This is a genomic window from Ktedonobacterales bacterium, from assembly GCA_036557285.1.
GTDB lineage: Bacteria > Chloroflexota > Ktedonobacteria > Ktedonobacterales > DATBGS01 > DATBHW01.
Window position 1 is genome coordinate 1 of sequence record DATBHW010000035.1, and the last position, 25,306, is coordinate 25,306.

Here is a 25,306-nt window from a genome sequence, read left to right on the forward strand (position 1 = left end):
GTGTAGCGCCGCCGTCCCGGCGGCCAAACGCTGGCACGTGGAAACGCTGAACGGGCAGCCCTGGTCGCCGGTGAGGCGTTCAGCCGCCGGGACGGCGGCGCTCCGCTCGGTCCGGTGCGGCTTTCCGCCAGCGAAGCCACCAGCCAGGAGCATTGACCAAGACGGTCTAGAAAATTCGGGATGACCCATGTTTGGGGCGAAAGCTGGTCTGGCCTGCTCTCCCCGTCACCAAAGGGTGGACCTTTGATACACCCTTTGGCAAAGTCAGAAACGAAACGGCCATCTCCTGAATTGTGCCTGGTGCGACGGTTGCCAGTGAAACGCTTCGCCCCAACCGTTAAGGAGATGGCCGCTGGGAGGAAAAATCCTGGTGGATGATAGAATGCCCCAGCCGCATCTCCTGATATGTTCAGGAGGCGGGGTGAGTGATGCGGCCAGTATTAGAGACTGGCCGCATCACATATTCCCATTTTTGGGATCGGACGTTGGGTGTAATATAGCGCCACTTGTAGCGCCGCCATCCTGGCGGCCACCGCTGCGCCAGGGCGAACGCTCGCCCTCCAGGGCAACCTATCAGCAGACCAGCGTCCAGCCGCCTGGAAGGGACGCGCGAGCGACCAACGGGAGCGAGAGTGCGGGAACCCAGTTCCCGCAAGGGCCGCTCCCCGTAGGGGGCCGCAAGCGGCCCTTCCCGAAGGGAGGCGGCGCTACAAGTAACATATCTCGCCTGCCAACGTCTCCTGTGTGGTGGAGCGTGGCGCCTTGAGGTTTTGCGAGGCGAAAGCAAGCGATATATGAGCCGCTTGACGCGCCAGAGCGGGTCTGGTATGCTTGGCTCGCGCGAGGCCAGATAATTGCTGGGGACGCGGCAAGCACTGTGCAATTGGACTGGAGGCGCGGGCAATGGCCTACCTTGATATTGATCTGGAGATTGGTCGTGGCAGCGGGCGCGAGTACCCGCTGGTGGCGCGCTCGGCGGCGGGCGAGGCGCGGGTGATGATGCGCTTCCCCTTCGATGAGTTTGCTCTGCAAGGCCGATTGAAGGACTTGCAAATTGCGCTGCTGCGCTCGGCGAATCTGCATCGGCGGGTGCTGTCAGAGGAAGAGCAGGCAGTGCAAGATTTCGGGCGCAAGCTTTTCGAGGCGGTGTTAGACGGGGATACGCTGGCCCTTTTCGACAAGAGCCGGGCGCAGGCGGCGCAGGAAGGGCTGGCGGGGGTGCGGCTGCGGCTGCGCATTCAAGCGCCGGAACTGGCGGCGCTGCCCTGGGAATATCTCTATGACGCGCGCCAGGGTGAGTACGTTTGTCTGTCACGCGGTACGCCGCTGGTGCGCTATCCTGAGACGGCCCAGCCGATGCAGCCGCTGAAGGTAACGCCGCCCCTGCGTATCCTGGGGATGATCTCGAACCCTGACGATCTGGATACGCTGGACGTGAGCCGCGAAAAAGAACGGATGCAGCAGGCGCTGGCGAAACTGGAAGAGGCCGGACTGGTGGAACTGACCTGGCTGGCGGGGCAGACGTGGGAAGACTTGCAGGAAGCGATGTGGGGTGGTCCCTGGCATATCTTTCATTTCATCGGGCATGGCGGCTTTGATTCGCGCAGTGAGGAGGGCATGTTGGCGCTGGCGGACGAGGCGGGCAAGATGAACCTGCTGAGCGCGACGCAGGTGGGTCGCCTGCTGGCGAACCACAGCGCCCTGCGGCTGGCGCTTCTGAATGCCTGCGAGGGCGGCAAGAGCAGCACCCGCGATCTGTTCTCCAGCGCGGCGGCGACACTGGCGCGGCGCGGTATTCCGGCTGTGCTGGCGATGCAGTATGAGATTACGGATCAGGCGGCCATCCAACTGACGCGCACGTTCTATCGGGCGCTGGCGCATGGCTTGCCGGTGGACGCTGCCGTGACGGAAGCGCGAACGGCGATCAGCATGAGCGCCGCGCAGACGCTGGAATGGGGGACGCCGGTTCTGTACCTGCGAACGTCCGACAGCCTGCTTTTTGACGTGACAGAGCAGCCGATGCCGAGCCAGCCGATGCGCCCGCCGGAAGAACCTGTGCAGGCTGCTGCGCCGGAGACCGCGCCAGCCGCGCCAGCGCAGGCGAGCGAGCCAGCCAAAGCCGAGCAGAAAACGCCGCGCCAGCAGGCGGAAGAGGCCGAGCAGCAGCGCAGGCGCTATGAGGAGCAACTGGGGGAGGCGGAGCAGGCTATCGCGCAAGACCCGGCGGACGCCGACGCCTATTATACGAAGGGGTCAAGCCTGTACGCGCTCAATCGTCACGCGGAGGCGTTGGAGGCGTTCAAGCGGGCCATCGAGCTGCACCCGAAGTTTATCTGGGCCTACATTGGCCGGGCCTACGCGCTGAATGGCCTCAAGCACGCTGCTGAGGCGCTGGCCTCGGCGGAACAGGCGATTACGCTGATCGGCAAAGATCACCTGTTCTACCGCGAGGTTGCCGCTGCCGCGTTTCGGGCGAAGGGCTACGCGCTGGTGGGATTGAGGCGCGCCGATGACGCGACGAGCGCGTTTGATTACGCGATTGAGCTTGAGCCAAACAATATTCTGGCGCATCGCGGGAAAGAGGCAGCCCAGGCGCTGTTCAGCCCGTTCAGAGACACGCCGCTGCTCACCTACAAGGGCCATAAAGATTCGGTTTTTACTGTCGCCTGGTCGCCGGATGGCGCGTGCATCGCCTCTGCCGGTTACGATAAGACGGTGCAGGTCTGGGAGGCGCAGAGCGGCAAGACGCTGCTGGGCTATCGCCGCCACAGCAGCCTGATCAACGCGCTGGCGTGGTCGCCCGATGGGACGCGCATCGCTTCGGCCAGCGCCGATAAGATGGTGCAGATCGGAGAAGTGGCGAGCAAGAAGGCGCTGACGATCTATTCCGGCCACGCGAAAGAAGTCTACGCCGTTCTCTGGCTGCCGGATGGCGTTCGATTGGTTTCGGCAGGCAACGAAGCAAAGGTGTTGATCTGGGAAGCAGCGACGGGAAAGACGCTCTTGACCTACAAGGAGCATAGCAATTGGGTGGGGGCGCTGGCCTGCGCGCCCGATGGGAGGCGCATCGCGTCGGGGTCGGCGGATGGCACCCTGCACATTTGGGATGCCGCCACAGGCAAGACGCTGCGCGTCTACACCGGCCACAGCGGTACGGTGTCGGCGCTGGCGTGGTCGCCGGATGGGACACGCATCGCCTCTGCGGGGAGCGAGCAAACGGTGCAGGTGTGGGAGGTGGAGACGGGCAGCGTACTCCACACCTATTCCGGCCACAGCAGTTGGGCTAACGCGCTGGCGTGGTCGCCGGACGGAAGCAAAATCGCTTCGGCCAGCGCCGACGTGCAGGTGTGGGAAGCGACGACGGGAACCCTGCTCTGCGCTTACACCGGCCACAGCGACGCGGTGCGCGCGGTAGTCTGGTCGCCTGATGGAGCGCGTCTTGCGTCCGGGGGGAACGATAACAGCGTGCAGGTCTGGGAGCCTGCCTGACTTGACAAAGCAGTGCCAGTTTGGTATGCTGTGAGTGATACCAGCAGACCGCTGATTCAGCAGCGCCGACAGGGCCGAATAGCAGCATGTAAGCCGACAGTGTAAGAAGAGAAGCGAGCAAGGGTTGGGTGCGGCAATCGTGGTAGCAGAGCCTGTGAGAAAGGATGGCGCGCGGGATGAGTATACGCTACTCTGAGAAGACCGCCGGGCAGGAGGCGCTTCCAGCCATGCGCTCCATTGCCTGGTCGCCTGATGGGCGCTGTATTGTGACGGGCGGCCATGACGGCATCGCGCAGGTGTGGGATGCCGCCAGCGGCTATTTGCTCTTTACGTATCGCGGTCACGGGCAAGGTCTGACGGCGGTGGCCTGGTCGCCCGATGGCAAGCGTATCGCTTCGAGCGCGCTGGATAAGACGGTGCAGGTCTGGCAGGTGGGGGAGGAGCGCGCGCTGCTGACCTACCAGGGCCATACCGATCTGGTCTCTGCTGTGGCGTGGGCGCCCGACAGCAGTTGTATCGCCTCCGGCGGCTTCGACAGCGCCGTCCACATCTGGAATAGTAAGAGCGGCGATTCCGCCCGCACCTATCGCGGCCACGAGCTTTCTTGTGGCTTTATTACGGCGCTGGCGTGGTCGCCCGATGGCAAACGCATGGCCTCCAGCGCGGGAAATGAGGAGGTGCAGGTGTGGGAAACCGTGACCGGAGATACCCTGCTCACCTATCAGCACTATATCAGTTGGGTGCGCGTGGTGGCGTGGTCGCCCGATAGCAAGTATATCGCCTCCACCAGCGATGATACAGTGCATTTGTGGGACGCGGCTACGGGCAAGCATCTGTTTACCTATCGCGGCCACGCGCCCACTATCGAGCGCCAGGAGCTTCAGTGGATAAGCGCGCTGGCGTGGTCCCCCGACGGCGCGCGCCTGGCTTCGGCCAGCGGCGCTGTTGTTCTGGTGTGGAGCGCCCGGACGGGCGAGACGCTTTCGACACACCGCTGCTCCAGCGGTATCTCCGCGCTGGCGTGGTCGCCCGATGGCAGCCAGATCGCCACCGGCGGCGAGCAAAAGACGCTGGAACTCTGGCATCCCCGCCAGGCCGGAGCTTGATATTTGTCAGCCATTTTGGTACAAAAGCAGCAGGAGGTATCGAAAAATGAGCGTGCGGACTTTCGCTGCTGTTATACATAAAGAAGAAAACCTCTATGTAGCCGAATGCCCAGAGGTGGGTACGACCAGCCAGGGAACGTCTATCGAAGAGGCGCTTGCCAATCTGAAAGAAGCTACTGAACTCTATCTCGAAGAGGTTCCTTTGCCTGAAACCAGCCACCCAATCCTGACGACCTTCGAGGTCGAGGCTTCTATCTAGATATATAGGGAACAACTATGAGCCAGACAATTAGCCCCGAAATGCCGCCCAATCACGAAGTCGCCCAGGTCAGCGCAGCGTATGGGGGGATGCCCTGGCTGCTGGAGACAGACCGGCTGCTGCTGCTGCATCTGTACGCCCAGCGCGGCGAGCAGCTTGAGCAGCTTGCCGCGCTGCAACTGGCGCGGGCGAATCCCAAATCCATTCGCATCGTAGAGGGCCAGATTGCTATGCTCGATCATGCCATCCGCGATGCTGAGGAGCAGGCAGCCCTTCACATCAGCCAGGCGGAGATACGGCAAGTACGCTGATCGTTCTCATGCGTTTGGCTGCCATCCGAGCGGGCCAGGGAGCGAACGATCATCGCTCCCTGGCCCGTTTTGTTTGGCAGGAGCTGATGGGTGGGTCCACCATCTATCGGTGGTTGCCACTTGTAGCGCCGCCATCTTGGCGGCTCAACGCTGGACTGCCGGTACGGTGGCCTGGAGGGCGAACGCGCGCCCTGGCGCAGCGGTGGCCGCCTGGAAGGCGGCGCTACAAGGAACAGGTCTCGCTTGCCAGCACCTCATGTCTGGTGGAACTTGCCGGGTGGAACCGCTTGCCCTTCGCCCGTTTCAGGCGTATGATGAAATGCGCCAGCTTTGCCAGCCTTTGCAGCGCCACCGTCTCGGCCTTTCTCCCTGAGAGGTGTTCGAGGGGCAGCCGCGCGCGGCCTGCGCCACACCCTGCCCCACCCGCGCCGCCAGGGACGGCGGTACAGGCGGTAGGCCGCTGCCTGTACCGCCAGCCTCCGTGCTGGCGCGGGCGGGGCAGGGAGCGCCAGGCGCTTTGGCTCGAAAAAGTGGCAGGGAGAAAGGCCGAGACGGCGGCGCTGCGGATGGCATCGGCGCGTATTCAACCGGATAACGTATAAAAAAAGGCAGCGAGAAAGAGAGCAGACCATGCAAAAGCGAAGCGTCCAGGGTGTTCACGTCGCCGACCAGGAGAAGATAGCCTCAATTCGTGACGAGTTACCAGCCCTGCAAAACATCATCTTCATGAACGCGGGTACCAATGGCCCTTTCCCCCGGCGCAGCCACGAGGCGCTGGTTCAGTATGCCCAGGTGGAACTGACGGAAGGGCGTATTGGCATGGAGACGTTTATGCGCATGTTTGAGGTCTGGAACCAGGCGCGGGCGCATATGGCGACTATCCTGGGGTGTGATCCGCTGGAGGTTGCGCTGACGCATAACACGACGGAAGGGATGAATATCGCGCTGATGGGGCTGGACTGGCAGAAGGGTGATGAGGTGGTGACGGCGACGACCGAGCATCCGGGGGGGCTATATCCGGCATATCTAGTGAAGCATCGCTATGGGGCCAGGCTGCGGATGACAGAGATCGGGCTGCCGCGCGTCGATCCGGTGGAAGAACTGCGGCGCGCGCTGAGTCCGCGCACGAAAGCAGTGGTGCTTTCGCATGTTTCCTGGGCAACGGGCATGGTCTTGCCGATTCGTGAACTGGCTGATCTGGCGCATCAGAGCGGCGCTGTGTTCATCTGCGATGCGGCGCAAGCCTGTGGGATGGTGCCGTCCAGGGTCTACGAGTTGGGGGTGGATGCGTATGCCTGTTCGGGGCAGAAGTGGCTTTGTGGGCCGGATGGGACGGGGGCGCTGTTCGTTCGCAAGGACCGCCTGACCGATATTCTTCCGACGTATTTTGGATACTGGGGGATTAAACATGGGATGAGTACCACTGAAGGGTACTTTCTGCCGTCGGATGGCGCGCAACGCTATGAGGCGGCCTCGCTGTATCCTCCGGCGATGAAGGCGTTTGTGACGAGCCTGGGTTGGATTCTTGAGGAGATTGGCCTGGAGTGGGTCTACGAACGAATTGCGGGGCTTGGGCACTACTGCTATGATGCGCTTGGCGCTGTTGAAGGGGTGACGGTGCATTCGCCGCGAGAACAGATGGCGGGGCTGCTGCACTTTTCGCTGGAGGGCGTAGCTGCGGCTGATGTGACGACCAGGCTGCGCGAGCGCGGGATGATTATTCGTGATACGCCGCAGCCCGCGTTCAATCGGGTCTCGCTTGGCTTTTACAATACGGAGGAGGAGATCGATCAGCTTGCCGAGGCGGTTGCGGCGCTGCGTTCTTGAGAGGTATCATCAGAGGTGAGGAGGGGAGAGCATGAACCGGCAGGAGATCGAAAAATATCTGCGTCTGGTGGGCGAGGAGCTACAAAAGCGCCAGATCACGGGCGAGATCATCCTTGCTGGGGGCGCGGGAATATCCAGGACTGCGGGTGTACACCGTCGCGCCACAGTACCTGTTTGCAATGAAGGCGAGTGCCGGGCGTCCGCAAGATGTCCGTGATCTTCAGGCGTTAGTGACATATCTCCATCTCGGCACTGTACAAGAAGCGATGGATATTGTACAGCAATATATTCCTGCCCATTTGCTCACGCCAAGACTACAATATATAGTTGAGGGTCTCTTTGAGCCTGAAGAACCAGAAAGATAAGGGGAAACGATGGCAAAACAAGGCGCTGCTGCGACGAGCCAGAAACGTCAATATCAGCCACAGACCGCTGCGGCTGCCTTTGATCGTCTCCTCCAAGGGACTGATCCCTGGGTAGCTATTGGTGATTTTCTTGATGATTGGCGTCGTTCGCCAGAAAGAAAGCGTGCGGCGCTCATAGCGGAGCCGATAGCCGAGGCTGGCGCCAATCCTGAGTTTCAGCGTTGGGCCGCTTTCTTTGCAGGAATGGTCGAGCGGCTCTGCTGGAGTGCTGGATTGCCTGCTCCTGCCTGGACAACCAGGCCAGCTTATTACTTACCCAAGCCCTGGTATCTGTATCCAGGTACACGTATACGCGCCTGGTTGGAAGAAACCACTCCTGCCTCGTTCAAGATGCGCAATATCTTTGGCGGTGATCGCATGCTTGATCGGGTCTAGCCCTCTAGCCTCCCTCGAACAGATGGTGTATAATGGGCGGGATGACTGAAAGCAAGGTTCGGGCGTCTGCCCGATTCAGGCGGAAAGGGTGGCGAGATGCCACGCTCTTTTTCGAGGTACGAGCGCCTGCTGGCCCTGGTGGCTGGTCTCTTCAACCTCGTGGTTGGCGTCATCTTCTTCTTTCATCTTGAAGCGAAGCTCTGCCTGGCTCAGACCACTCTGTGTGTCTGGCCGAAAGCAACCGAGCCTACCCCTATTCTGAGCCATTTTATTGGCGCTATTGTGCTGGGTAACGCTGTTGGGGCTTTCCTGCTGGCCCGCGAGCATGACTGGCTGCGCGTCCGCCCGCTGGTAGTGGTGGGCATCGTGTATGGCGCGCTGGTTCCGGCTGGTTTGTTGTACGATGCGTTTCAGCCCAACTTCAATTCGTTTTTCTGGGCGTATATCATCTTCGATCTCGCCTTTGAGATGGTATTTATCGCTCTCTTTGTCTATCACGAACGCTACCAGCCGCCAACTCCTGCCGCCTCTCAAGCGGTTGGTAAGCCAATCGGCCAGGAACAATAGCCAGGCACGCCCCTGGTAGGGCAGGGACAACGATGATACAGTGGCCCTTCGCCAGCAGCCCACCACCTGAGCGGCCAAAACCATCGCCAGCGCCGCTGGTGGGACGCGAGCGGGAGATGGAGCTTCTGCGGCATGCTTTACAAGCTATCGTGACGAGCGGCGACCATTTTGCGCCGACAACGCCTCACGCGCTTTTTGTCGCCGGGGCGGCTGGTGTTGGCAAAACACGGCTGCTGCGCGAATTGAGCGTGGAGGCTGCGGAGAGCGGCGCGATTGTGCTGTGGGGCGGCGCGTATGAGTCCGGGCTGCTGCCTCCCTATCTGCCCTTCACCGAGGCGCTGCGCCCCCACCTGCGCAGCCTCTCGTCCAGCCAGCTTGCGCGCCTGCTGGGTCTTTCCACCACCAACGGGGCCAGCGGCCAGAGCGCGGCGCTGCCCCAGCTTGGGCTGCAATGTCTGGCGCAGCTTTTTCCGCAGATTGCCACGCTGCCCGGCCTGCCAGCGCCCCAGGAGGCGCTGACGCCGGAGCAGGAGAAGTTTGGCTTGCTGGATGGCATCGCCACGCTGCTTGAGCGCATCGCCGCGCCGATGGAGGGGAAAGCGCACAAAACCCAGCCCATTCTGCTGTGTCTGGATGATCTGCAATGGGCCGACAGCGCCAGCCTGGAACTCTTGCTGTATCTGACGGCGCGGCTGCGCAATGCCAGTGTTCTGCTGCTGGGGGCGCTGCGCAACGGCTTTATTGACCCCAGCGCGGGCAGCGCGCTGGGGCGGGCGATTGCCGAACTCAACCGCCAGCGGCTTTTCACGCTGCTGCTGCTGACTCCGCTCAGCGAAGGGGCGTCGAGTGTGCTGCTGGACGCGCTGTTGCCAGGAGGGGTTGCGCCCGATCTGCAACAGGCGGTTCTGGCGCGCGCCGAGGGCAACCCCTTCTTTATAGAGGAATTGGTTCACGCGCTGCAAGGGTCCGGCCAGATTGTGTTGCAGGATGGCCGCTGGCAGCGCGCGCGGGGGGGGCAGCAGGCGCTGAACGGGCCGCTGCCGGAACTGCCGCCCAGCATCAAGATGACGCTGGCGCTGCGTCTGGAGCCGCTGAGCGCGCCTTGCCGTGATCTGCTGCGCGCTGCGGCGCTCTGCGGGCCAGCGTTCTATCCCGATGTGCTGGCTGCCGCTACGGGTCAGAGCCAGGAAGCGGTGCTAGACTTGCTGGATGAAGCCAGCGAGGCGGGATTGATTGAGGCTGCCCCTGATGATGAGATCGAAAGCGTGGGCGCGCTGGGCGCGTTCAGTTTCGCGCAGCGCATCGCCCGTGAGTTATTGGCGGGGCAACTGCCCCGCCAGAGTCGGCGACGGCTGCATGCCGCGCTTGCCAGCGCCTTGCAGGCTCGCTCGCGCAGCCGCCAGGCCGCCGAACGCAGCGCCGCCGAGATCGCGCACCATTTCACGCAGGCCGGACGCACGCGCCAGGCGATTCACTGGACGGTGCTGGCGGGGGATGTCGCGGCGGGGCGGCACGCGCAGCGCGAAGCCATCGGGTTTTATCGCAGCGCGCTCGCCCTGCTGGACACCAGCGCGCCAGAGCCGGTAGACACTGATGAGGTGGGCAGCGAGGAACCAGGCGAGGTGTATCGTTCGGGGCAGTTACACTGGCGGCTGGCCGAAAGCTGGTTTCGGCTGGGTGAGTTTCAATCCGCGCTGCGCAGCTTTCAATCGGCTTTGGACGAGGAGCGCGCCAGAGGTGACGCGCTGGGCCTGGCGAAGCTGAACCGGCTGATCTCCGACGCTTACCGCCAGTTGGGGCAGTATGACCAGGCGTTTGGCTATCTTCAGGCGGCGCAAGCGGCGCTGGGAACATTCGAAGCGCCGGAGGCGGGCCAACCAACAGATGCCGCGCTGGTTGAGCAGATGTTGCAGCGGCAATCGCTGGCGGTGCTGATGATTGGCGCGGGACAGGGCGAAGCCGCCGAAGGGGCGCTGCGCGAGTCTCAGCAGCTTGCCATCCGCACCGGAGATCGCAGCGGCCAGGCGTTCGCGCTGCATATGCTGGGCTGGATTAAAGGCTGGGGCGAACAGATCGCCCAGGCGATCCAACTCCAGGTGCAGGCCCGCGATCTGCTGCTGGAGATTGGCGATCCGTTTCACGCCGCGCTGGGCTATGAAGGGCTGGGCATCGTCTATCAGGCTATCGGCGATACGCAAAACGCGCTGAAAGAGACTGAAGCCGGGATGGCGCTTGCCACGCGCTATGGCATTCTGCGCTCTATTCCCTGGCTGCGCTATAACCTGGGAGTGCTGGCGCTGGCGCAGGGTCGTTGGGCCGACGCCGCGCAGACGCTGGAAGAGGCGCGCAGCGAAAGCGAGCGCGCGAATGACGCGCGCCTGAAGCCGATTTTGCGGCAGGCGCTGGGTATCCTGGCGTGGCGTATGGGCAAACAGGAGCAGGCCAGGAAGGCGCTGGAAGATAGCTATCAGGCTGCCCAGGTCAGCTTCGAGTGGCTGCCAGGGAGCGCCGGGCTGCTGGGGTGGTTTCTTGCGATGAACGGCAGCCCCGACGCAGCCAGACCGTATCTCGATCAGGCCACCATGCGATCCTTTTTCACTCCGGTTGGCTTTGCCGCCGATTACTATCTGCCCTTCGTGATGGAGGGTCTGCTGGCCTGTGGGGATGTGGAGGCGGCTGCCAGCCTGGCCGAGCGCGTCAAACCCTGGAGCGAGCGGCAATATTATGGCGTCAGCGCGCAGCGCATCCTGGGCCGGGTGGCCGCAGCGCAAGAGCAGTGGACGGAGGCGCAACGCTCTTTTGCTGCGGGGCTGGAGTTCTGCCGTCGCGCGGGCAGCCGACCTGAGCAGGTCAGCACGCTGCTGGCCTGGGCAGGCGCGGCGCTGGATCAGGCGCGGGCGCAGCCCACCCAGGCGTCGGCGCTGATGGATGAGATCGAGCGGCTGACGGAAGAGGCCGAAAGCCTGAGCGGCGTCCTGAAGCTTCCTGAGCAGGCAGAGCAGGCGGTGGCGCTGCGCGCCGAAGCTGCGGCGGTTCACAAGCAGGCGGTGGCAGCAGCGGCGCTGCCGGGGACGCAGCGTATCGATCCCGCCGTGCTGAAGGGTCTGACGCCGCGCGAACTGGAGGTGCTGCGCCTGGTGGCCGACGGCAAGACCGATAAGGAAATCGCCGAAGAATTAGTGATCAGTCCACGTACCGCGAACCGGCACATCGCCAATATCTTTCTCAAGATAGATGTGACTTCACGCGCCGCTGCGGCGGCTTACGCCATTCGTAACCGGCTGGTCTGACAATACTTTTATCTTGTATTTTCAACCTGGTTCTACTACAATGACTCTGTACTGCTACGCTGACCAGAGGAGGCGCACGTGACCACAAGGGGAGCAAAGCATGGCGACAATCACTGAAATGGTAGACCAGATCAAAGCCCAGACGGCACAGCTTGATAGGGACGGGCAGGCAGCGTTGGTGGATGCTCTGGAGGAGTGGCTGGATGAATTGAGGTGGGATCTCAGCTTCAGCAGCCCGGAGGGCCAGGCCACACTGGACCGCCTGACAGCGGAGGCAATGGCCGATGTTGCCAGGGGCGACGTGGAGGATGGTGGTTTTGATGGCCGCTAGGCTGCGCTCCCGGCGCACCAAGCGGTTCAAAGAGATGCAGACTGCTCTCCCCGCCGAGATCCAGCGTCAGGCTGAGGCTGCTTACGCTCTGTTCCGCGTAGACCCGTCGTATTCGAGCCTGCACTTTAAGCGGCTGGAGGATAGCCAGCCACCGCGATATGGCGTGCGCATTGGCGCCCACTACCGCGCCGTCGGCTACCTGGAGGGCGATCTGGTGACATGGTTCTGGATAGGGTCGCATGAAGCCTTCAACAAGGCTTTTGCTGAGAACAAGAGGCGGCATCATGGCTGATCTGGAGAACAGCGAACATATCGAGCAGCCGACGGGAGCGCCCGCGCATGGGGGCCGCGAAGGTTCCGGCCAGCCCGCCGCAAATGAGGAGACTTCTGATCCTGCGCCTGCCGGAGCGGCAGATGGGCAGGCCGCGCCAGCCCCGTTGGCCGGGCTGCGCGGCGCGGAGTACGTGAAGGCGCTCAGCGGGCATCGTCTGGTGAGTGTCGAGGTTCCCTTGATCCCCAGCGAGCGACGCGGGGACTGGGAGCGCGCCAAAGGGGTGAAGATTCGCGTCACGACACGCCAGGCGCCCGACCAGGAAGGGACCGGCAGCCCTCGGCTGGACCGCGACCACGCGCTGACGGCGCTGGTGATCGCGCTTCAGCGCCCCGGCGCGACACGCTTTGATCAGATTGATTTGCGCGGCAATCCGGCGAAAGAGGCTATCGAACGCCTTTCCGATTACGTGAACCAGGCGCGGCTGCGCGCGCAGGCTCAGACGGGCAAAAAATGGACGGCAAGCCAGGTCTTTCTCGTTCCTATTGAGGATGCGTGATGGGGTCTTATACCGCATCCGTATGAAGCGGAGCGTGTTACCTGTAGCGCCGCCGTCTCGGCGGCCACCGCTGCGCCAGGGCGAGCGTTCGCCCTTGGGGCTAGCGTCCCAGCAGGCCAGCGACAAGCCGCCTGGAAGGCGGCGCTACAAGTCGAAGCCGCAAGCATACAACAGGATTTGGTATTATCAGGCTGCGAGCCGCTTGCCAGGCCGTATGATCTGGCCTTCTACCAATTTCCCCCCTCTGCTATAATAGTCCATAGGAAACGGGCGTATTCGATCCGGAGGGAATTGGTTTTAAGAAGGGATGGGTTTCTATGGCAGCAAAGGCCCGGCGCAACAACCTCCTGCGCTTCTCCAACGTTCCACCCAGTATCCTGATTGTCACTATCGCGGCTTCCTGGTTAGGCATGGCTACCAGCATTATCCTGGGCTATCCGCTGGCAATCATCGGCATCGTCACGATCCTTCCCTGGCTCCCGGTGTTCGCATCGGAGGCGCTCTGGAAATATCGCCACTATGCCTGGTTCGCCCTCTTTGAGATTCTGATCGTAACCCAGGGACTCCACTTTATCGAACACATTGCTCAGATCATCGAAGTAGATGTGATCGGCTGGCCTCGCTCGCTCTCGCGGGGCATCATCGGCAACCTGGATGCTGAGTATGTCCATTTCTTCTTTGACACGTTCCTTTTAATTGGCACGAGCGTTCTGCTCTTTGGCAAGTTCAGGAGAAATATCCCCCTCTGGATTGCCTGGGTCGTGGCCGTCTGGCACACTATTGAACACTGGTACATCACGTACTTTTACACCTTCGACTTCCCCAATTACGACGGGAATAATCCGCTTGGCCTGCGCGCGCATGAAGGGCTGCTGGGCCACAATGGCCTGCTCTGGCCGAGTTCGCCTTTCCCGCGCATCGAGCTGCATTTTCTGTATAACCTGATCTATACCACTCCGCTGGTCTGGGCCTTTGTGCTGGTGGTGCGCACCGCCTATGACGAATATCTGAGGAAGGCGTTCCCCCGTCTCTCCGAGGCGCACCTGGGCAGGCTCAACAGCAATCTGGAATCGCTGCAAGCGCGCGCGGGCGAGATAATTATTCGCCAGGGCGAGCCTGCCGACAAGTTCTATATCATTTCCAGAGGCGAGGCGGAAGTGCTTCAGGAGACAGGCGGGCGGGCAGTGGTCATCAACACTCTGGCGAGCGGCCAGTTCTTCGGGGAGGTTGGTCTGCTTACCGGCGCGCCGCGCAACGCTTCGGTGCGGGCGCGCACCTTTTGCGATCTGCTGGCCCTTGACCGCGATACCTTCCGCTCGGTGATTGGCAGTTCTGTGCCCACCGCCCAGGACTACGCGCAGGTGCTGGCGCTGCGGAGCGGCTCGCGCATTCCAGCCGTGAACGTCGCTGGAACCGGCGGGGGGGCTGGAGTTCCTGGCGGGGTCTTCCCGTCGGGCGGGGGCGCGTTCCCACCGGGCGGAAGCAGCAGCCCGGCCATAAAGCCGCCAGCCATGATGCCACCAGCCATGATGCCGCCAGCCATGACGCCGCCAGCCATGACGCCGCCAGTCATGACGCCGGGCGGGAGCAGCAGCCCGGCTATAACGCCACCAGTCATGACGCCGCCTGCTATGACGCAGCCCAGGGCGCCGGTTTCTGCGCCGCCAGGGGAAACCCTGATAGAGAACACCTTCGTGGAACCGCCTACTGTACCTACTCTGGTCAATGCCGCGCCACAAACGCCCAGGCTGGAGCCTGACGTTTCTGGCGAGAAGACGATAGGCGATCCAACGCCACAGTTCCGCCCGGCGAATATTGGCTGGGTGTATGGCCTGATCTTCTTGAACGGCGATCAGCGTGGACAGGGGGTGGTTCTCAGCGCCGAGCGGATGCAGATTGGCCGCGCGGTGAGCAGCGAGATTCGTCTGGCGAACGATTCGCTGGTTTCGCGCCATCATGCTGAACTGGTTCGTCTGCCCAATGGCGATTATCAGGTTCGTGATCTGGGCAGCGCCAACGGCATCTTTATCAACAATCAGCGTCTGGCGTCCAACGAAGCACAAACCCTTCACCCTGATGACCAGATGCGCATCGGCGCTTCGACGCTGGCCTTTCGCCGCGTGAGCGCCCGCGTTGTGTAGCGTGTGATCAGCAGCGCGTGTACGAGAGGAACGTTCGTGCTCTGGGGCAGCGTGCAGGCTAGCGAGCGATTCGCCGCCAGGGACGGCGGCGGTACACGCCTTTCAAGGAGGAAGTCTCTGAACGAGCGGAACGTTGTAATTGTCGCGGGGTTGATGCGCCGGGGAGATGCTCTTCTTCTGGTGCAGGAGCAGGGGCCGCGTGACCCCGCGCCATTCTGGGCGCTGCCTGGGGGAAGGGTCGAGGCGGGGGAACTGCTGCCCGAAGCGTTGATCCGCGAAGTGCGCGAAGAAACCGGGCTGGAGGTGTTTAAGCTGGGGCGTCTGCTCTACGTCACCCAACACCACAGCCCACAGGGATTTGACTGGGTGGCGGCAGCAATCCCCGGCGAAAGTGCGCAAGCCACCGCCTTTATCTTCGAGATTATCGAGTGGGGAGGCGATCTTCGCCCTGATGATCCCGACGCATTCGTGGTAGATGCGCGCTTTCTGGAGCTTGCTGGCGCTGTCGCTTCTCTTGAAGCCGCTCCGCGCGTCATGACTGAACCGCTGCTCGCCTTCCTGCGTGGCGAGGTTCGCCCAGGGGCAGTCTGGTTCTATCGCCGCCAGCCCGACGGAAGCGATCAACTGCTAGACCTTTTGGAGTGACATATGGCCGATGCGCCTGGAGAACGGATACCAGAGATACGGCATGCTCAGCAGAAAATGCCCGTCTGGCTGATCGTGCTGGCCGCCATTGGTATCCCGCTGCTGCTGCTCGCGCTGGTCGCGGGCGCGTTTCTGCTCTTTATTCGCCCGGCGTCCAGGGCTGATACGCGGCCCGCGCTCTATGCCGACAGTCTGACCAGCGATCAGGGCGCGTGGGAGTGTGAACATGGGGCCACCTGCCAGTTTGAGGCCAATGGGCTGCACATTCTGGCTCCTACCGATCATCTGTACTTCAGCCAGTTGAGCGGGCGGCGCTTCGACGAGCAGGTCATCGAGGTGCAAGAGAAGATGGACAATGGCGACCCCCGGATCGTCGGGATCGCTATTGCATTCCGCTCTACTGGCCTGGATGGCTATGGATTTGTGGTCTTTATCAACGGCACGTATCAACTGGTGAGGTGGGATGAAGCGGGCGCGGCAACCAATCTCATTCCGCTCACGTCTTCGGCAGCCATCCGCACTGGCCTGAACCAGATCAATGACCTCAAGGTGATTGCGCGGGGCGCTGAGATCACGCTCTTTATCAACGGCCAGCGTCTCGGCCAGGTCAGTGATCATTCATATAGCAGCGGCAGTATCGCGCTGGGGGCCGCGCGCATCTACGCGGATGCCGTTTTCTCCAACCTTACTATCACCAGCCCGTGAGCAGGAGCCTTGGCATCTCGCGTGCTTCCTCACTATGAGAGGCCGCTCCCTTTCTGTCGGAGCGCGTACCTATACCCATGTTCAGGTGAGAAGCGCCGCCTCTCCTTGTAGCGCCGCCTCCCTTCGGGAAGGGCCGCTTGCCTCGGCTATGCCTCGGCATTCTCGCTCCCGTTGGTCGCTCGCGCGTCCCTTCCAGGCGGCTCAACGTTGGGCTGCTGGAACGTGGCAATGGAGGGCGGACGCTTGCGCGGGCGCAGCGGTTCGCCGCCAGGGACGGCGGCGGTACACGCGGCAGTGCGCGGCACGCAGAACGCCTCTATACTTTTCACCTGGGCATCGCTATAGGCGCCTCAGCGACGCCGGAGGGCAGGCGCAGAAGCAGCAAAAAGGAAGAAGAAAGAAGAAAGCTATGAAACAACAACTGCCTGATGTTATCCAGGGGAGCCGGATTGGGACGTGGTGTCATTGGGGGGCGTGGATTATCGCCGGGCTGGGAGCCTTGCAAATCTTGATTATCTTGACGCAGAATCAGGTATTGCCTGTTCTCGGAGTCCTCTCAGGAACGATCTTCTCCGCTCTCATTCTTTACGCGGTGGGGACCATTGTGAAGCACAGCGTTGGCGGACGGCCCACGCCGTAGAAGCGTGGGCTGCCTGCCTTGCTGTTCCCAGTGACCTGTTGTCTGGCCGCCTGGAAGGCGACGCTGCAAGCAGCGTTCAGTCTGGCTGGATGCGCACCAGCGCGTCGCCTTTTTGCACCAGTTCGCCATTCTTTGCCGGAATGGCGACGACCTTGCCAGCCACTTCGCTTTTGACCTCGTTGAACACTTTCATGGCTTCCACAATGGCGACGACCAGCCCGGCCTGAACGCTGTCGCCCACTTTGACGAACGGGTCCGAGGTGGGCGAAGCCGCGCTGTAATAGACGCCGGTGAGCGGCGAAACAACGGCCACGCTGCTGTCGGCGACTGGCGGGCGCGTCGCGCGCCTGGCTGGAACGCTCGACGTGGGGGCGTGGTTGGTTCCCCCGATGGGCATTGCTCCAGGCGCGGCGGGCATGACGGCTGGCGGGTAAGCAGGAAACGGCGCGGCAGGCGCGGCCAGCACCGTTGGCGTCACCGCCGAAGCGCGTTTAATCTGGATGCGCGTGCCGCCTTCGGTCAGTTCGATCTCGCTGACGCTGCTGTCTTCCAGCGCCTCAACGAGCAATTGCACGCGGGTGATGAGAGGTGGTTGATCACTCATGCTTCTACTCTCTTAGCCTTCGTATTTCCTCAATATCAGGCAGGCGTTGTGGCCGCCAAAGCCCATCGAGTTCGACATGGCAACCTGAATGGGCTGATGGCGCGCTTCGTTCGGCACGTAGTCCAGATCGCAATCCGGGTCGGGATGATGCAGGTTGATCGTCGGCGGCAGGATGCCATGCTGCAAGGCCAGCGCGGAGAAAATCGCTTCGATGCCGCCCGCCGCGCCCAGCGTGTGGCCGGTCATGGACTTGGTGGAACTGATCGCCAGCTTACGGGCGTGGTCGCCAAAGGTGGTTTTGATGGAGGTCGTTTCGGTGCGGTCATTGAACGGCGTAGACGTGCCGTGCGCGTTGATGTATTCAACCTCTTCAGGGCGGATGCCTGCTTTCTGGATGGCGCGCTGCATGGCGCGAACCAATCCCTCGCCGCCGGGGGCTGGCTCGGTGATGTGAAAGCCGTCGGCGGTGGCGGCGTAGCCGATGACTTCGGCAATGATTGGCGCGCCGCGCGCGCTGGCAAACTCCAGGTCTTCCAGCACGACGACGCCCGCGCCATCGCTCATGACGAAGCCGTCGCGGGTGGAGTCGAAGGGGCGGCTCGCGCCCTGGGGATCGTCGTTGCGGCGTGAAAGGGCGTGCATGTTGGCGAAGGCTCCTATCCCCATAGGGGTCACAGCGCACTCGCTGCCCCCGGCGATCATGGCTTTGGCGTCGCCGCGCCGGATCATCTCCCAGGCTTCGCCGATGGCGTGGGCGCTGGTGGCGCAGGCGGAGACGATGGCAAAGTTCGGACCCTTCGCGCCAAACTGAATCGAGATATAGCCAGCGGCAATGTCGCTAATCATCATGGTGATGAAGAAAGGGCTGATGCGGTCTGGCCCGCGATCATAGAGCACCTTGAACTGATCGTGCGTGGCGTGCAGGCCGCCGATGCCGGAGCCGACCAGCACGCCGACATCGGGCGCGTTGGCGGCTACATCCAGCTTCGCCTGGTCAATGGCCTGTTTTGTCGCGGCAACGGCGAAATGGACAAAGCGGTCGTTGCGGCGCGCCTCTTTGCGGTCCATGTATTGCGTGGCGTCGAAGTCTTTGATTTCGCCGCCAAATATTACCTCCTGCTGGGAGGTGTCGAACTCGGTAATCGGGGCGATGCCGGATTCGCCGCGACAGGCTGCCCTCCAGGACGTGGGTACATCATTGCCAAGAGGTGTCACCATGCCCATGCCGGTGACGACAACACGAGAACTCATGAGAAACCTCCCCTCCACGTGGGGTCACATAGATACCTGTACATCATCAGGCGCTTACCTGTAAGAGTTGTTCGGCATGGTCCTGCAAGAAGGTCGTGGTCATTTCGCCGCGCAGGAATTGTCGGTTGTTGAGCAACCACTTATGAAATGGGATGGTCGTCGTCAGACCCTGGATGACAAACTCATCCAGGGCGCGGCGGCCTCGCGCAATCGCGGCCTCGCGGTTCGGCCCCCAGACGATCAGCTTTGCCAGCAGCGAATCGTAGTGCGGCGGAATGGCGTAGCCCCGGAAGAGATGCGAATCCACGCGCACGCCTGGCCCGCTGGGCGCCAGATACTCTTCGACGGTTCCGGTCTGCGGGCGGAAATCCATGCTCATGTCTTCCGCCGTAATGCGGAACTCGATGGCATGGCCGCTAAAACGGATGTCGCTTTGCTTCAGTTTCATACGGTCGCCCGCCGCGATGCGAAGCTGTTCCTGCACGATGTCTACGCTGGTGATGGCCTCGGTGATGGGATGCTCGACTTGCAGCCGGGTATTCATCTCCATGAAATAATAGTGATTTTTCTCGTCAACCAGAAACTCCATCGTTCCCGCATTGCGATAGCCGATGTTCAACGCGCCCTGAATGGCTTTGCTGCAAATCTCTTCGCGTAGTCTGGCGGCCAGCAGGTGGCTGGGCGCTTCCTCCAGCATCTTTTGTCGGCGGCGCTGCACCGAGCAGTTGCGCTCGCCGAGATGGACGCCGTTGCCGTGATGATCGCAAAGCACCTGCACTTCGACATGCCGGGCGTTTGTTACGCACTTCTCAAGATACATGCCATCGTCGTGAAAGGCTTCGCGCACTTCGCTCTGAGCGGTGGTGAAGAGATGCACAAACTCTTCTTTGCGGTTGACCATACGGATGCCGCGCCCGCCGCCGCCTGCCGCCGATTTAATCATCAGCGGATAGCCGATATGGACGGCTTCTTGCTCGGCTTCGCCGACGAAGCGCAGGATGCCGGTGCCAGGCAGCACCGGCAGGCCCGCCTGATCCATTGCCAGGCGCGCCTGCACCTTGTCGCCCATCGTGGCGGCGACGGCGGGCGTCGGGCCAATGAAGGTGATATGGCAATCGGCGCAGATTTCGGCAAAGCTGGTATTTTCGGCCAGGAAGCCATAGCCGGGATGAATGGCTTCGGCGTTGGTCAGCAGGGCGGCGCTGATGATATTGGTGATGTTCAGGTAACTCTTTGTGCTGGAGCCGGGGCCGATGCAGATGCGCTCGTCGGCCAGCTTGACGGGCAGCGAGTCGCGGTCGGCCTCGGAGTAGGCAATCACCGTCCGAATACCCAGTTCGCGGCAGGCGCGAATGACGCGCAGGGCGATCTCGCCCCGGTTGGCGATCATGATTTTACGAAACATAGATTCCCCTCACCGTTGGGCGTGTGGATTGTGGAGAGAATGAAATAGCCTCTGGTCCCTATGACAAGATTCGCAATCCACAAGCCAGAATGGCCCAAGGCGCAGACATTATAGCATGAAGCCCGGCGAAAGGGTAGCAGAGGGCAGGCGATGGTTCCACCACACATGAGGTGTCGGCAAGCGATGGGTGTTACTTGTAGCGCCGCCGTCCCCGGCGGCCACCGCTGCGCCAGGGCGAGCGTTCGCCCTCCAGGCCACCGTACCAGCGGGCCGACGTTGAGCCGCCAAGATGGCGGCGCTACCAGCGGCAACCCCCAATCATTGGTGGAACCGTCCGTGTCGGTTCTAGCAAAAATGAGGTGTTGGCAAGCGAGGCATGGTACTTGTAGCGCCGCCGTCCCCGGCGGCCAACGCTGCGCCAGGGCGAGCGTTCGCCCTCCGGGCCACGGCGCCAGCAGGCCAACGTTGGGCCGCCAAGATGGCGGCGCTACAAGTGACCCCCGATAGGTGGTGGAACCGCAGGCGATTTTATTTGCCAGCGACCAGGCAGCGGACCATGCCAGCCAGGAGATCAATGGCCTGCCTGTCGTCAAGCCTCTGCTGACGAACAAGCGAGTGCCAGGTCTGGAAGTCGAGCGCGTGGCCGAGCGCGGCCTCCAGAAGCCGCTGCTGAGGCGCAGAAACCTCCCATGCTGTGAGAAGCACTGCTCGCATCTGGCGCCAGCGCCCAATATAGGGGGCGGCGAACTCAGCGATCTCAGGATGCGCTTGCCCGTCGTAGGGAATGTTCAGCCAACGCTGTTCAGTGCGACGATAGTAGGCGTAGACCTCGGCAAGCGCCACACGCAAACGAGTCAGGGGATCGGCGATCAGCCCCCAGGAGGTGGGATCAGGCAAGGGGTGCGTGACCAGATAGTGATCGGAGCAAGCCCTCAAAAGTTCATGCTCATGGGGGAAGTGGCGATAGAGGGTAAGGCGCTCCACCCCTGCCCGCTCTGCGATGGCGCTAATGGTCGTCTGGGCAAGGCCAATCGTTGTGTGAAGCTCAACCGCCGCTTCGATGATCCGCTGGCGGGTTTCTTCCTGGCGCTGCGCGCGCTGCTTGAGTTGGTATTTGCGTGCCATAGGACCAGTATATCACCTTGATTTCATTATACACATTCGTTCACTGAATATTGACAAACAGACCCGCGCGTGTTACTATTGCAATATCAGTATACAATACTGTTTTGTGAAATGGCTGGACAAGCAGTTGTTCTGGCCGATAGCACCAAGGAGAAGCGATATGCAGGTCAACACAAGGGACGTTCTCGCAGCGCCAGGCGTGGGGGAGGCGGTTGCGTTGGGTGGGGTGGGGGTGATCTTCAAGGTTCCTGGCTCCCAGACCGGGGGCGCGTTCTCCATCGTTGAGCATCCCATCGAACCGGCGACGCTCGTCCCGCCGCATACCCATAGCAAAGAGGATGAGCTTTCCTACGTGTTGGAGGGCGAAGTGGGGGTGAAGATCGGCGACCTGGTGTTGCAGGCGACCCCTGGTTCCTATGTCTTTAAGCCAAGAGGCATCCCCCACACGTTCTGGAACGCTGGCCCTGGCCCGGCCCGGCTTCTGGAGATCATCTTCCCAGCGGGCTTCGAGGCGTTCTTCCGGGAAATGGCGCTCTTGTTCCCTCCTGGCGGGCTGCCCGATTTCGAGGAGGTTGCAAAGCTTGCCAGCGGGTATGACCTGACGTTCAACCCGGACTGGATTGAGGAACTGGCGGCAAAGTATCACTTGAAGCTGCTGGGGCGACAGGCAGACGGTTAGCCAGCAATCCGCCTTACCCTGGCGGTTCATGAAGAGGATGGGCTGGCGGCTGAAGGCTGCGTCTGGAGGCTGCGCCTGCGGCGGCGGGCGCTTGCCTCGGTTGTTGCCCCGTCCTCTCGCTCGCTGCGCTCGCTCGCGCGCCCGCGCCGCCAAGTCCGTCTACACGGACTCCCCACCCGCAGCGGCGCAGCGTCTATTGCGTGCAGCGCCGCTGCTTTTGTACCGCCGCCGCCCCGGCGGCCAACTGAACGCCTGGGCGAGCGTTCGCCCTCCGGGCCACCGTACCAGCGGGCCGACGTTGAGCCGCCGAGACGGCGGCGCTACAAGTGCCCCCCTATAGGTGGTGGAACCTCTGGCGGTTTCACCCGCCAGGGCGCTCTCGCAGTGTTCCCAGATGCCGCATTTCCGGCCAATACCCGGCCACCAGCGCCACGACCAGGATGGTGCCGATGCCCCCAAGCACGACCGAGCCGATAGGGCCGAATAGCTGCGCGGTCAGGCCCGACTCGAAGCCGCCAAGCTGATTAGAGGTGCCGATGAAGAGCGAGCTAACCGCGCCGACGCGCCCGCGCATCTGGTCGGGCGTGCGCACCAGCACGAGCGTGGAGCGAATGACTACGCTGATGTTATCGAGCGCGCCCAATACGAACAGCATCAGGAACGAGAGCCAGAACCAGTGGGAGAGGCCGAAGAGAATGGTTGCCACACCAAACCCGGCCACCGCCAGCAGCAAAGCTGGCCCGGCGCGCTTGAAGGGTGGCCGCTGCGCCAGGAAAAGCGCCATGCTCACCGCGCCAAGGGAATCAGCGGCTTGCAGCCAGCCCAGCCCGAACGGGCCAACGCCCAGGATGTCTTTGGCAAAGATGGGCAGCAGCGTTACCGCGCCCCCCAGCAGGACCGCGAAGAGGTCGAGGGTGATTGCCGCCAGCAACACCTGCGTCCGGCCTAGAAAACGCACGCCCTCGACCAGCGCGCTCAGCTTTCTTCCCGTCGCGGCAGGCTCCTGTTGTGGCCTTACCCGCGTAAAGAGCAGCAGGATGACGACTACCAGGGAGAGGCCGCCGCTGATGACATACACAAAGCTGGCGCTGCCGAGCAGACCGATCAGCAGGCCGCCTGCTGCCGGTCCCAGCACCGCCGAGAGCTGTGACGCGCTGCTGCGCCAGGTGACGGCGTTCTCGAAGGCTTCCTCCGGCAAGACCTGCGAAACCAGGGCGGAACTGGTGGGCAGGCTAAACGACTGAGCCGCGCCCAGGGCGAGCAGGCAGGTATAGATCAGCAGCAGCGGGCCATGTTGAAACGAGAGCGCGGCCAGGCCCAGCGTTGCCAGCATCGAGATCGCCTGGGCGACGACGAGAAGATATTTGCGGCTCAGGTGGTCGGCGGCGTATCCGGCGGGCAAAAACAGGAAGATGAGCGGAATGACCTGCGCCAGTCCGATGCCCCCCAGCACCAGCGCCGATCCAGTGCGGTTGTATAGCTCCCAGCCGATAGAGACGGTGAGCATTTGCTGTCCAAAGGTGGTGAGAAAAACGCTGCTCAGCAGGAGGCGAAAATCACGGAAGCGTAAGGCTCTGTAGGAGTCATGGCGGCGGGTCTCGGCTTCGACTTCAGTTTCTGGTTTCAATGGTTTGTCTTTTCTACTCGTGGTGATGGGTTGGCTGGCAGGGCAGGCGGCGCTTAGGTGCGGGGGAGACGCCGCGCTGGGGCGGACGACCAACGCGAGTGCGTCTGGAAGCCCAGTTTCGTATAGACATGAACGGCGGGGCCGTTCCCTACCTCCACGTTGAGGATGACATCCTGGCAGCCCCGGGCCAGTAACTCGGTGACGAGCGCGGATACCACCGCCTGGGCGTGGCCGCGTCCGCGCCGATCCGGGTGCGTGAAGATGTAGCCCAGGACGGCAAGGCCATAAGGCAGGGCAACGACATGCGTGCCGCCTGCCGCGACCAGCCCCGTCCCTTCGCGGATGCCATAGAACACCCCTTCTTCGACCAGGGCTGGTCGCAGGTGAGTCGCGGGATAGAGGTCATAGAGGGCGAGCAGCGCGGGCAGGTCATCTTTCGTCATGCGCTGCGCCGCTGGCAAGGCAGGCGGCAGCGATGGGCGCTGAAATGTTTGCGCGGTCAGGCTCATGCGCAGCAGGTCGCGCCCGCTGGCGGGCAGATCATAGTAAGAAGCCAGCCGCGCCCAATGCTCCACAGGGGTGTGAATCACCGGAGACGCGGGAAGGCCCAGGCTCATCAGCAGCGCGGCCACGCCCTCTGGATGCCCAGTCGGGGAGAGGATGTTTAGCTCTGGATGCTCCACGATCAGCAGCGCGGCCTCCTGGCCGGTCTGCGCGCGCGAGGCGAGCGAGACGCGCGTGTACTGCCGGAAGGGTGGGAGCAGGTCGGCAAGGGCAAAGCAGTTCATGATGCGATCACGCGTGAGGATCGGGTAGGCTTCTTCGTTCGTGGCGGCAACGGTGATGCGCCAGCCTTCATCTGTGGTGAGCTCATTCCACATGAGCGCCTCCATTTCTTCTGTTCTTACGCTCCAGGCCATTCTGAGCGGAGCAGGGCATAGAGATATTCATCGCACCATTCGCCTTTGTACCAGGCGTGTTGGAGAAAATGACCCTCGCGGCGCATGCCGACCCGTTCCAACAGGCGGATAGAGGGCGTGTTTCGGCAATCAACCGTCGCAGTGATGCGGTGGAGGTGAAGCGTCTCGAAAGCATAAGCCAGCACTGCCCGAATGGCTTCCGCAGCGTAGCCCTGGTGCTGGTGCGCGCGGGCGAGCGAATAGCCTATCTCGCCCTGGCGCGGTTCATCGGCGCGCACGTAAAGCATACAGTCTCCGATGAGCGCGTCAGTCGTTTTCAGCGCAATGGCGAACTGAAACCCGCTTCCTGGCGTCCCTGGCTGCAAGAGGCGCAGCTCGCTGATGAAGGCGCGCGCCGCGCGTTCGGTGATCGTTTCCCAACTTTGATAACGAGCGATCTCAGGATCATTGCGATAGGCGAGAAAAGCAAGCAGGTCTGTAGCGGTGAAGCGCCGCAGGCGCAGGCGCGCGGTTTTCAGCGAACGAAAAGGCGGGGCTGTCATCAGTGGCGTCTCCAACAATTCATGCTTCGTAGGACTCATGTGTATTATATCGAATATCATGCGAGCCGGGCGTAATTAGTTAAAAATAATATGTGTATTGACTTTATTGAAGAGATATGTTATAAAATTAAGCAAAGACTCATGGATATTGAATGCCAGACAAAAGGCAGCTTGCCAGGCGGTCCTGACCGAGCAGGGATGGAGCGCCTGCC

At 62.2% G+C, this 25,306-nt stretch carries 26 protein-coding genes; 18 read left to right on the forward strand and 8 right to left on the reverse strand.

Annotation, left to right across the window (positions count from 1 at the left end):
• The 16 genes from VH599_10200 to VH599_10275 all read left to right on the forward strand — a co-directional run.
• Window positions 1–184 (forward strand): hypothetical protein (locus tag VH599_10200; protein ID HEY7348674.1); only part of this gene is annotated, 184 nt, incomplete at its 5' end.
• Between the two features lie 719 nt (window positions 185–903).
• On the forward strand, window positions 904–3,489 hold the full coding sequence (locus VH599_10205) for a CHAT domain-containing protein (protein ID HEY7348675.1): 2,586 nt from the start codon (window positions 904–906) through the stop codon (window positions 3,487–3,489).
• A 176-nt stretch (window positions 3,490–3,665) separates the two neighbouring features.
• Window positions 3,666–4,595 (forward strand): WD40 repeat domain-containing protein, encoded by a 930-nt coding sequence (locus tag VH599_10210; protein HEY7348676.1) that lies wholly within the window; start codon window positions 3,666–3,668, stop codon window positions 4,593–4,595.
• Between the two features lie 46 nt (window positions 4,596–4,641).
• Window positions 4,642–4,854 (forward strand): type II toxin-antitoxin system HicB family antitoxin, encoded by a 213-nt coding sequence (locus VH599_10215; protein ID HEY7348677.1) that lies wholly within the window; start codon window positions 4,642–4,644, stop codon window positions 4,852–4,854.
• A 17-nt stretch (window positions 4,855–4,871) separates the two neighbouring features.
• Window positions 4,872–5,165 carry a hypothetical protein gene (locus tag VH599_10220; protein ID HEY7348678.1) on the forward strand — a complete coding sequence of 98 codons (294 nt, stop codon included), beginning with the start codon at window positions 4,872–4,874 and terminating at the stop codon, window positions 5,163–5,165.
• Window positions 5,166–5,795: 630 nt separating this feature from the next.
• Window positions 5,796–6,992 (forward strand): aminotransferase class V-fold PLP-dependent enzyme, encoded by a 1,197-nt coding sequence (locus VH599_10225; GenBank protein ID HEY7348679.1) that lies wholly within the window; start codon window positions 5,796–5,798, stop codon window positions 6,990–6,992.
• Between the two features lie 31 nt (window positions 6,993–7,023).
• Window positions 7,024–7,209 carry a hypothetical protein gene (locus VH599_10230; GenBank protein ID HEY7348680.1) on the forward strand — a complete coding sequence of 62 codons (186 nt, stop codon included), beginning with the start codon at window positions 7,024–7,026 and terminating at the stop codon, window positions 7,207–7,209.
• Window positions 7,210–7,366: 157 nt separating this feature from the next.
• Complete coding sequence (locus VH599_10235) at window positions 7,367–7,792, forward strand: hypothetical protein (GenBank protein ID HEY7348681.1); 426 nt, start codon at window positions 7,367–7,369, stop codon at window positions 7,790–7,792.
• Window positions 7,793–7,888: 96 nt separating this feature from the next.
• Entirely contained in the window at window positions 7,889–8,359 is a 471-nt protein-coding gene (locus tag VH599_10240; protein HEY7348682.1) for a hypothetical protein, read from the forward strand.
• Between the two features lie 32 nt (window positions 8,360–8,391).
• Window positions 8,392–11,649, forward strand: a complete 3,258-nt coding sequence (locus VH599_10245; protein ID HEY7348683.1) for an AAA family ATPase — start codon at window positions 8,392–8,394, stop codon at window positions 11,647–11,649.
• A gap of 100 nt (window positions 11,650–11,749) precedes the next feature.
• Window positions 11,750–11,980: a hypothetical protein gene (locus VH599_10250; protein HEY7348684.1), complete on the forward strand. Its 231-nt coding sequence runs from the start codon at window positions 11,750–11,752 to the stop codon at window positions 11,978–11,980.
• Between the two features lie 34 nt (window positions 11,981–12,014).
• The gene (locus VH599_10255) at window positions 12,015–12,272 is read left to right on the forward strand and encodes a hypothetical protein (GenBank protein HEY7348685.1); all 258 of its coding nucleotides are present in this window, start codon (window positions 12,015–12,017) and stop codon (window positions 12,270–12,272) included.
• Entirely contained in the window at window positions 12,265–12,810 is a 546-nt protein-coding gene (locus VH599_10260; GenBank protein ID HEY7348686.1) for a hypothetical protein, read from the forward strand. The genes VH599_10255 and VH599_10260 overlap by 8 nt, the downstream gene beginning before the upstream one ends.
• Window positions 12,811–13,127: 317 nt before the next feature.
• Window positions 13,128–14,951 carry a cyclic nucleotide-binding domain-containing protein gene (locus VH599_10265; protein ID HEY7348687.1) on the forward strand — a complete coding sequence of 608 codons (1,824 nt, stop codon included), beginning with the start codon at window positions 13,128–13,130 and terminating at the stop codon, window positions 14,949–14,951.
• A 36-nt stretch (window positions 14,952–14,987) separates the two neighbouring features.
• Entirely contained in the window at window positions 14,988–15,596 is a 609-nt protein-coding gene (locus VH599_10270; GenBank protein HEY7348688.1) for an NUDIX hydrolase, read from the forward strand.
• Between the two features lie 3 nt (window positions 15,597–15,599).
• Window positions 15,600–16,301, forward strand: coding sequence for a hypothetical protein (locus tag VH599_10275; GenBank protein ID HEY7348689.1), 702 nt, complete (start codon window positions 15,600–15,602; stop codon window positions 16,299–16,301).
• 146 nt (window positions 16,302–16,447) lie between these two features.
• Here the strand turns inward: VH599_10275 and VH599_10280 are convergent, their stop codons facing one another.
• Window positions 16,448–16,630 carry a hypothetical protein gene (locus VH599_10280; protein ID HEY7348690.1) on the reverse strand — a complete coding sequence of 61 codons (183 nt, stop codon included), beginning with the start codon at window positions 16,628–16,630 and terminating at the stop codon, window positions 16,448–16,450.
• Between the two features lie 80 nt (window positions 16,631–16,710).
• Here VH599_10280 and VH599_10285 point away from each other — a divergent pair, with 80 nt between their 5' ends.
• Complete coding sequence (locus VH599_10285) at window positions 16,711–16,941, forward strand: hypothetical protein (GenBank protein HEY7348691.1); 231 nt, start codon at window positions 16,711–16,713, stop codon at window positions 16,939–16,941.
• Window positions 16,942–17,017: 76 nt separating this feature from the next.
• Here VH599_10285 and VH599_10290 read toward each other — a convergent pair whose 3' ends face one another.
• The 4 genes from VH599_10290 to VH599_10305 form a co-directional block, all read right to left on the reverse strand.
• Entirely contained in the window at window positions 17,018–17,545 is a 528-nt protein-coding gene (locus VH599_10290; GenBank protein HEY7348692.1) for a biotin/lipoyl-containing protein, read from the reverse strand.
• 12 nt (window positions 17,546–17,557) lie between these two features.
• Window positions 17,558–18,796, reverse strand: a complete 1,239-nt coding sequence (gene fabF, locus VH599_10295) for a beta-ketoacyl-ACP synthase II (protein ID HEY7348693.1) — start codon at window positions 18,794–18,796, stop codon at window positions 17,558–17,560.
• A gap of 46 nt (window positions 18,797–18,842) precedes the next feature.
• Complete coding sequence (gene accC, locus VH599_10300) at window positions 18,843–20,201, reverse strand: acetyl-CoA carboxylase biotin carboxylase subunit (GenBank protein HEY7348694.1); 1,359 nt, start codon at window positions 20,199–20,201, stop codon at window positions 18,843–18,845.
• Between the two features lie 528 nt (window positions 20,202–20,729).
• Window positions 20,730–21,326, reverse strand: coding sequence for a helix-turn-helix domain-containing protein (locus VH599_10305; protein ID HEY7348695.1), 597 nt, complete (start codon window positions 21,324–21,326; stop codon window positions 20,730–20,732).
• A 160-nt stretch (window positions 21,327–21,486) separates the two neighbouring features.
• On the opposite strand from VH599_10305, the gene VH599_10310 reads away from it, so the two are divergent.
• Window positions 21,487–22,005: a cupin domain-containing protein gene (locus VH599_10310; GenBank protein ID HEY7348696.1), complete on the forward strand. Its 519-nt coding sequence runs from the start codon at window positions 21,487–21,489 to the stop codon at window positions 22,003–22,005.
• Window positions 22,006–22,366: 361 nt separating this feature from the next.
• Here the strand turns inward: VH599_10310 and VH599_10315 are convergent, their stop codons facing one another.
• From VH599_10315 to VH599_10325, 3 genes are read right to left on the reverse strand one after another with little or no spacing between them, the layout of a single operon-like run.
• Window positions 22,367–23,632, reverse strand: coding sequence for an MFS transporter (locus VH599_10315; GenBank protein ID HEY7348697.1), 1,266 nt, complete (start codon window positions 23,630–23,632; stop codon window positions 22,367–22,369).
• Window positions 23,633–23,685: 53 nt separating this feature from the next.
• The gene (locus tag VH599_10320) at window positions 23,686–24,513 is read right to left on the reverse strand and encodes a GNAT family N-acetyltransferase (protein HEY7348698.1); all 828 of its coding nucleotides are present in this window, start codon (window positions 24,511–24,513) and stop codon (window positions 23,686–23,688) included.
• Between the two features lie 23 nt (window positions 24,514–24,536).
• Complete coding sequence (locus tag VH599_10325) at window positions 24,537–25,094, reverse strand: GNAT family protein (protein HEY7348699.1); 558 nt, start codon at window positions 25,092–25,094, stop codon at window positions 24,537–24,539.
• Window positions 25,095–25,306 lie beyond the last annotated feature (212 nt).

Bases quoted from the DNA above. Each gene is read 5' to 3' on its own strand.
- VH599_10205 (HEY7348675.1), top strand. From the start codon at position 904: ATGGCCTACCTTGATATTGATCTGGAGATTGGTCGTGGCAGCGGGCGC.
- VH599_10210 (HEY7348676.1), top strand. From the start codon at position 3,666: ATGAGTATACGCTACTCTGAGAAGACCGCCGGGCAGGAGGCGCTTCCA.
- VH599_10215 (HEY7348677.1), top strand. From the start codon at position 4,642: ATGAGCGTGCGGACTTTCGCTGCTGTTATACATAAAGAAGAAAACCTC.
- VH599_10220 (HEY7348678.1), top strand. From the start codon at position 4,872: ATGAGCCAGACAATTAGCCCCGAAATGCCGCCCAATCACGAAGTCGCC.
- VH599_10225 (HEY7348679.1), top strand. From the start codon at position 5,796: ATGCAAAAGCGAAGCGTCCAGGGTGTTCACGTCGCCGACCAGGAGAAG.
- VH599_10230 (HEY7348680.1), top strand. From the start codon at position 7,024: ATGAACCGGCAGGAGATCGAAAAATATCTGCGTCTGGTGGGCGAGGAG.
- VH599_10235 (HEY7348681.1), top strand. From the start codon at position 7,367: ATGGCAAAACAAGGCGCTGCTGCGACGAGCCAGAAACGTCAATATCAG.
- VH599_10240 (HEY7348682.1), top strand. From the start codon at position 7,889: ATGCCACGCTCTTTTTCGAGGTACGAGCGCCTGCTGGCCCTGGTGGCT.
- VH599_10245 (HEY7348683.1), top strand. From the start codon at position 8,392: ATGATACAGTGGCCCTTCGCCAGCAGCCCACCACCTGAGCGGCCAAAA.
- VH599_10250 (HEY7348684.1), top strand. From the start codon at position 11,750: ATGGCGACAATCACTGAAATGGTAGACCAGATCAAAGCCCAGACGGCA.
- VH599_10255 (HEY7348685.1), top strand. From the start codon at position 12,015: ATGCAGACTGCTCTCCCCGCCGAGATCCAGCGTCAGGCTGAGGCTGCT.
- VH599_10260 (HEY7348686.1), top strand. From the start codon at position 12,265: ATGGCTGATCTGGAGAACAGCGAACATATCGAGCAGCCGACGGGAGCG.
- VH599_10265 (HEY7348687.1), top strand. From the start codon at position 13,128: ATGGCAGCAAAGGCCCGGCGCAACAACCTCCTGCGCTTCTCCAACGTT.
- VH599_10275 (HEY7348689.1), top strand. From the start codon at position 15,600: ATGGCCGATGCGCCTGGAGAACGGATACCAGAGATACGGCATGCTCAG.
- VH599_10285 (HEY7348691.1), top strand. From the start codon at position 16,711: ATGAAACAACAACTGCCTGATGTTATCCAGGGGAGCCGGATTGGGACG.
- VH599_10290 (HEY7348692.1), bottom strand. From the start codon at position 17,545: ATGAGTGATCAACCACCTCTCATCACCCGCGTGCAATTGCTCGTTGAG.
- fabF (HEY7348693.1), bottom strand. From the start codon at position 18,796: ATGAGTTCTCGTGTTGTCGTCACCGGCATGGGCATGGTGACACCTCTT.
- accC (HEY7348694.1), bottom strand. From the start codon at position 20,201: ATGTTTCGTAAAATCATGATCGCCAACCGGGGCGAGATCGCCCTGCGC.
- VH599_10305 (HEY7348695.1), bottom strand. From the start codon at position 21,326: ATGGCACGCAAATACCAACTCAAGCAGCGCGCGCAGCGCCAGGAAGAA.
- VH599_10310 (HEY7348696.1), top strand. From the start codon at position 21,487: ATGCAGGTCAACACAAGGGACGTTCTCGCAGCGCCAGGCGTGGGGGAG.
- VH599_10320 (HEY7348698.1), bottom strand. From the start codon at position 24,513: ATGTGGAATGAGCTCACCACAGATGAAGGCTGGCGCATCACCGTTGCC.
- VH599_10325 (HEY7348699.1), bottom strand. From the start codon at position 25,094: ATGACAGCCCCGCCTTTTCGTTCGCTGAAAACCGCGCGCCTGCGCCTG.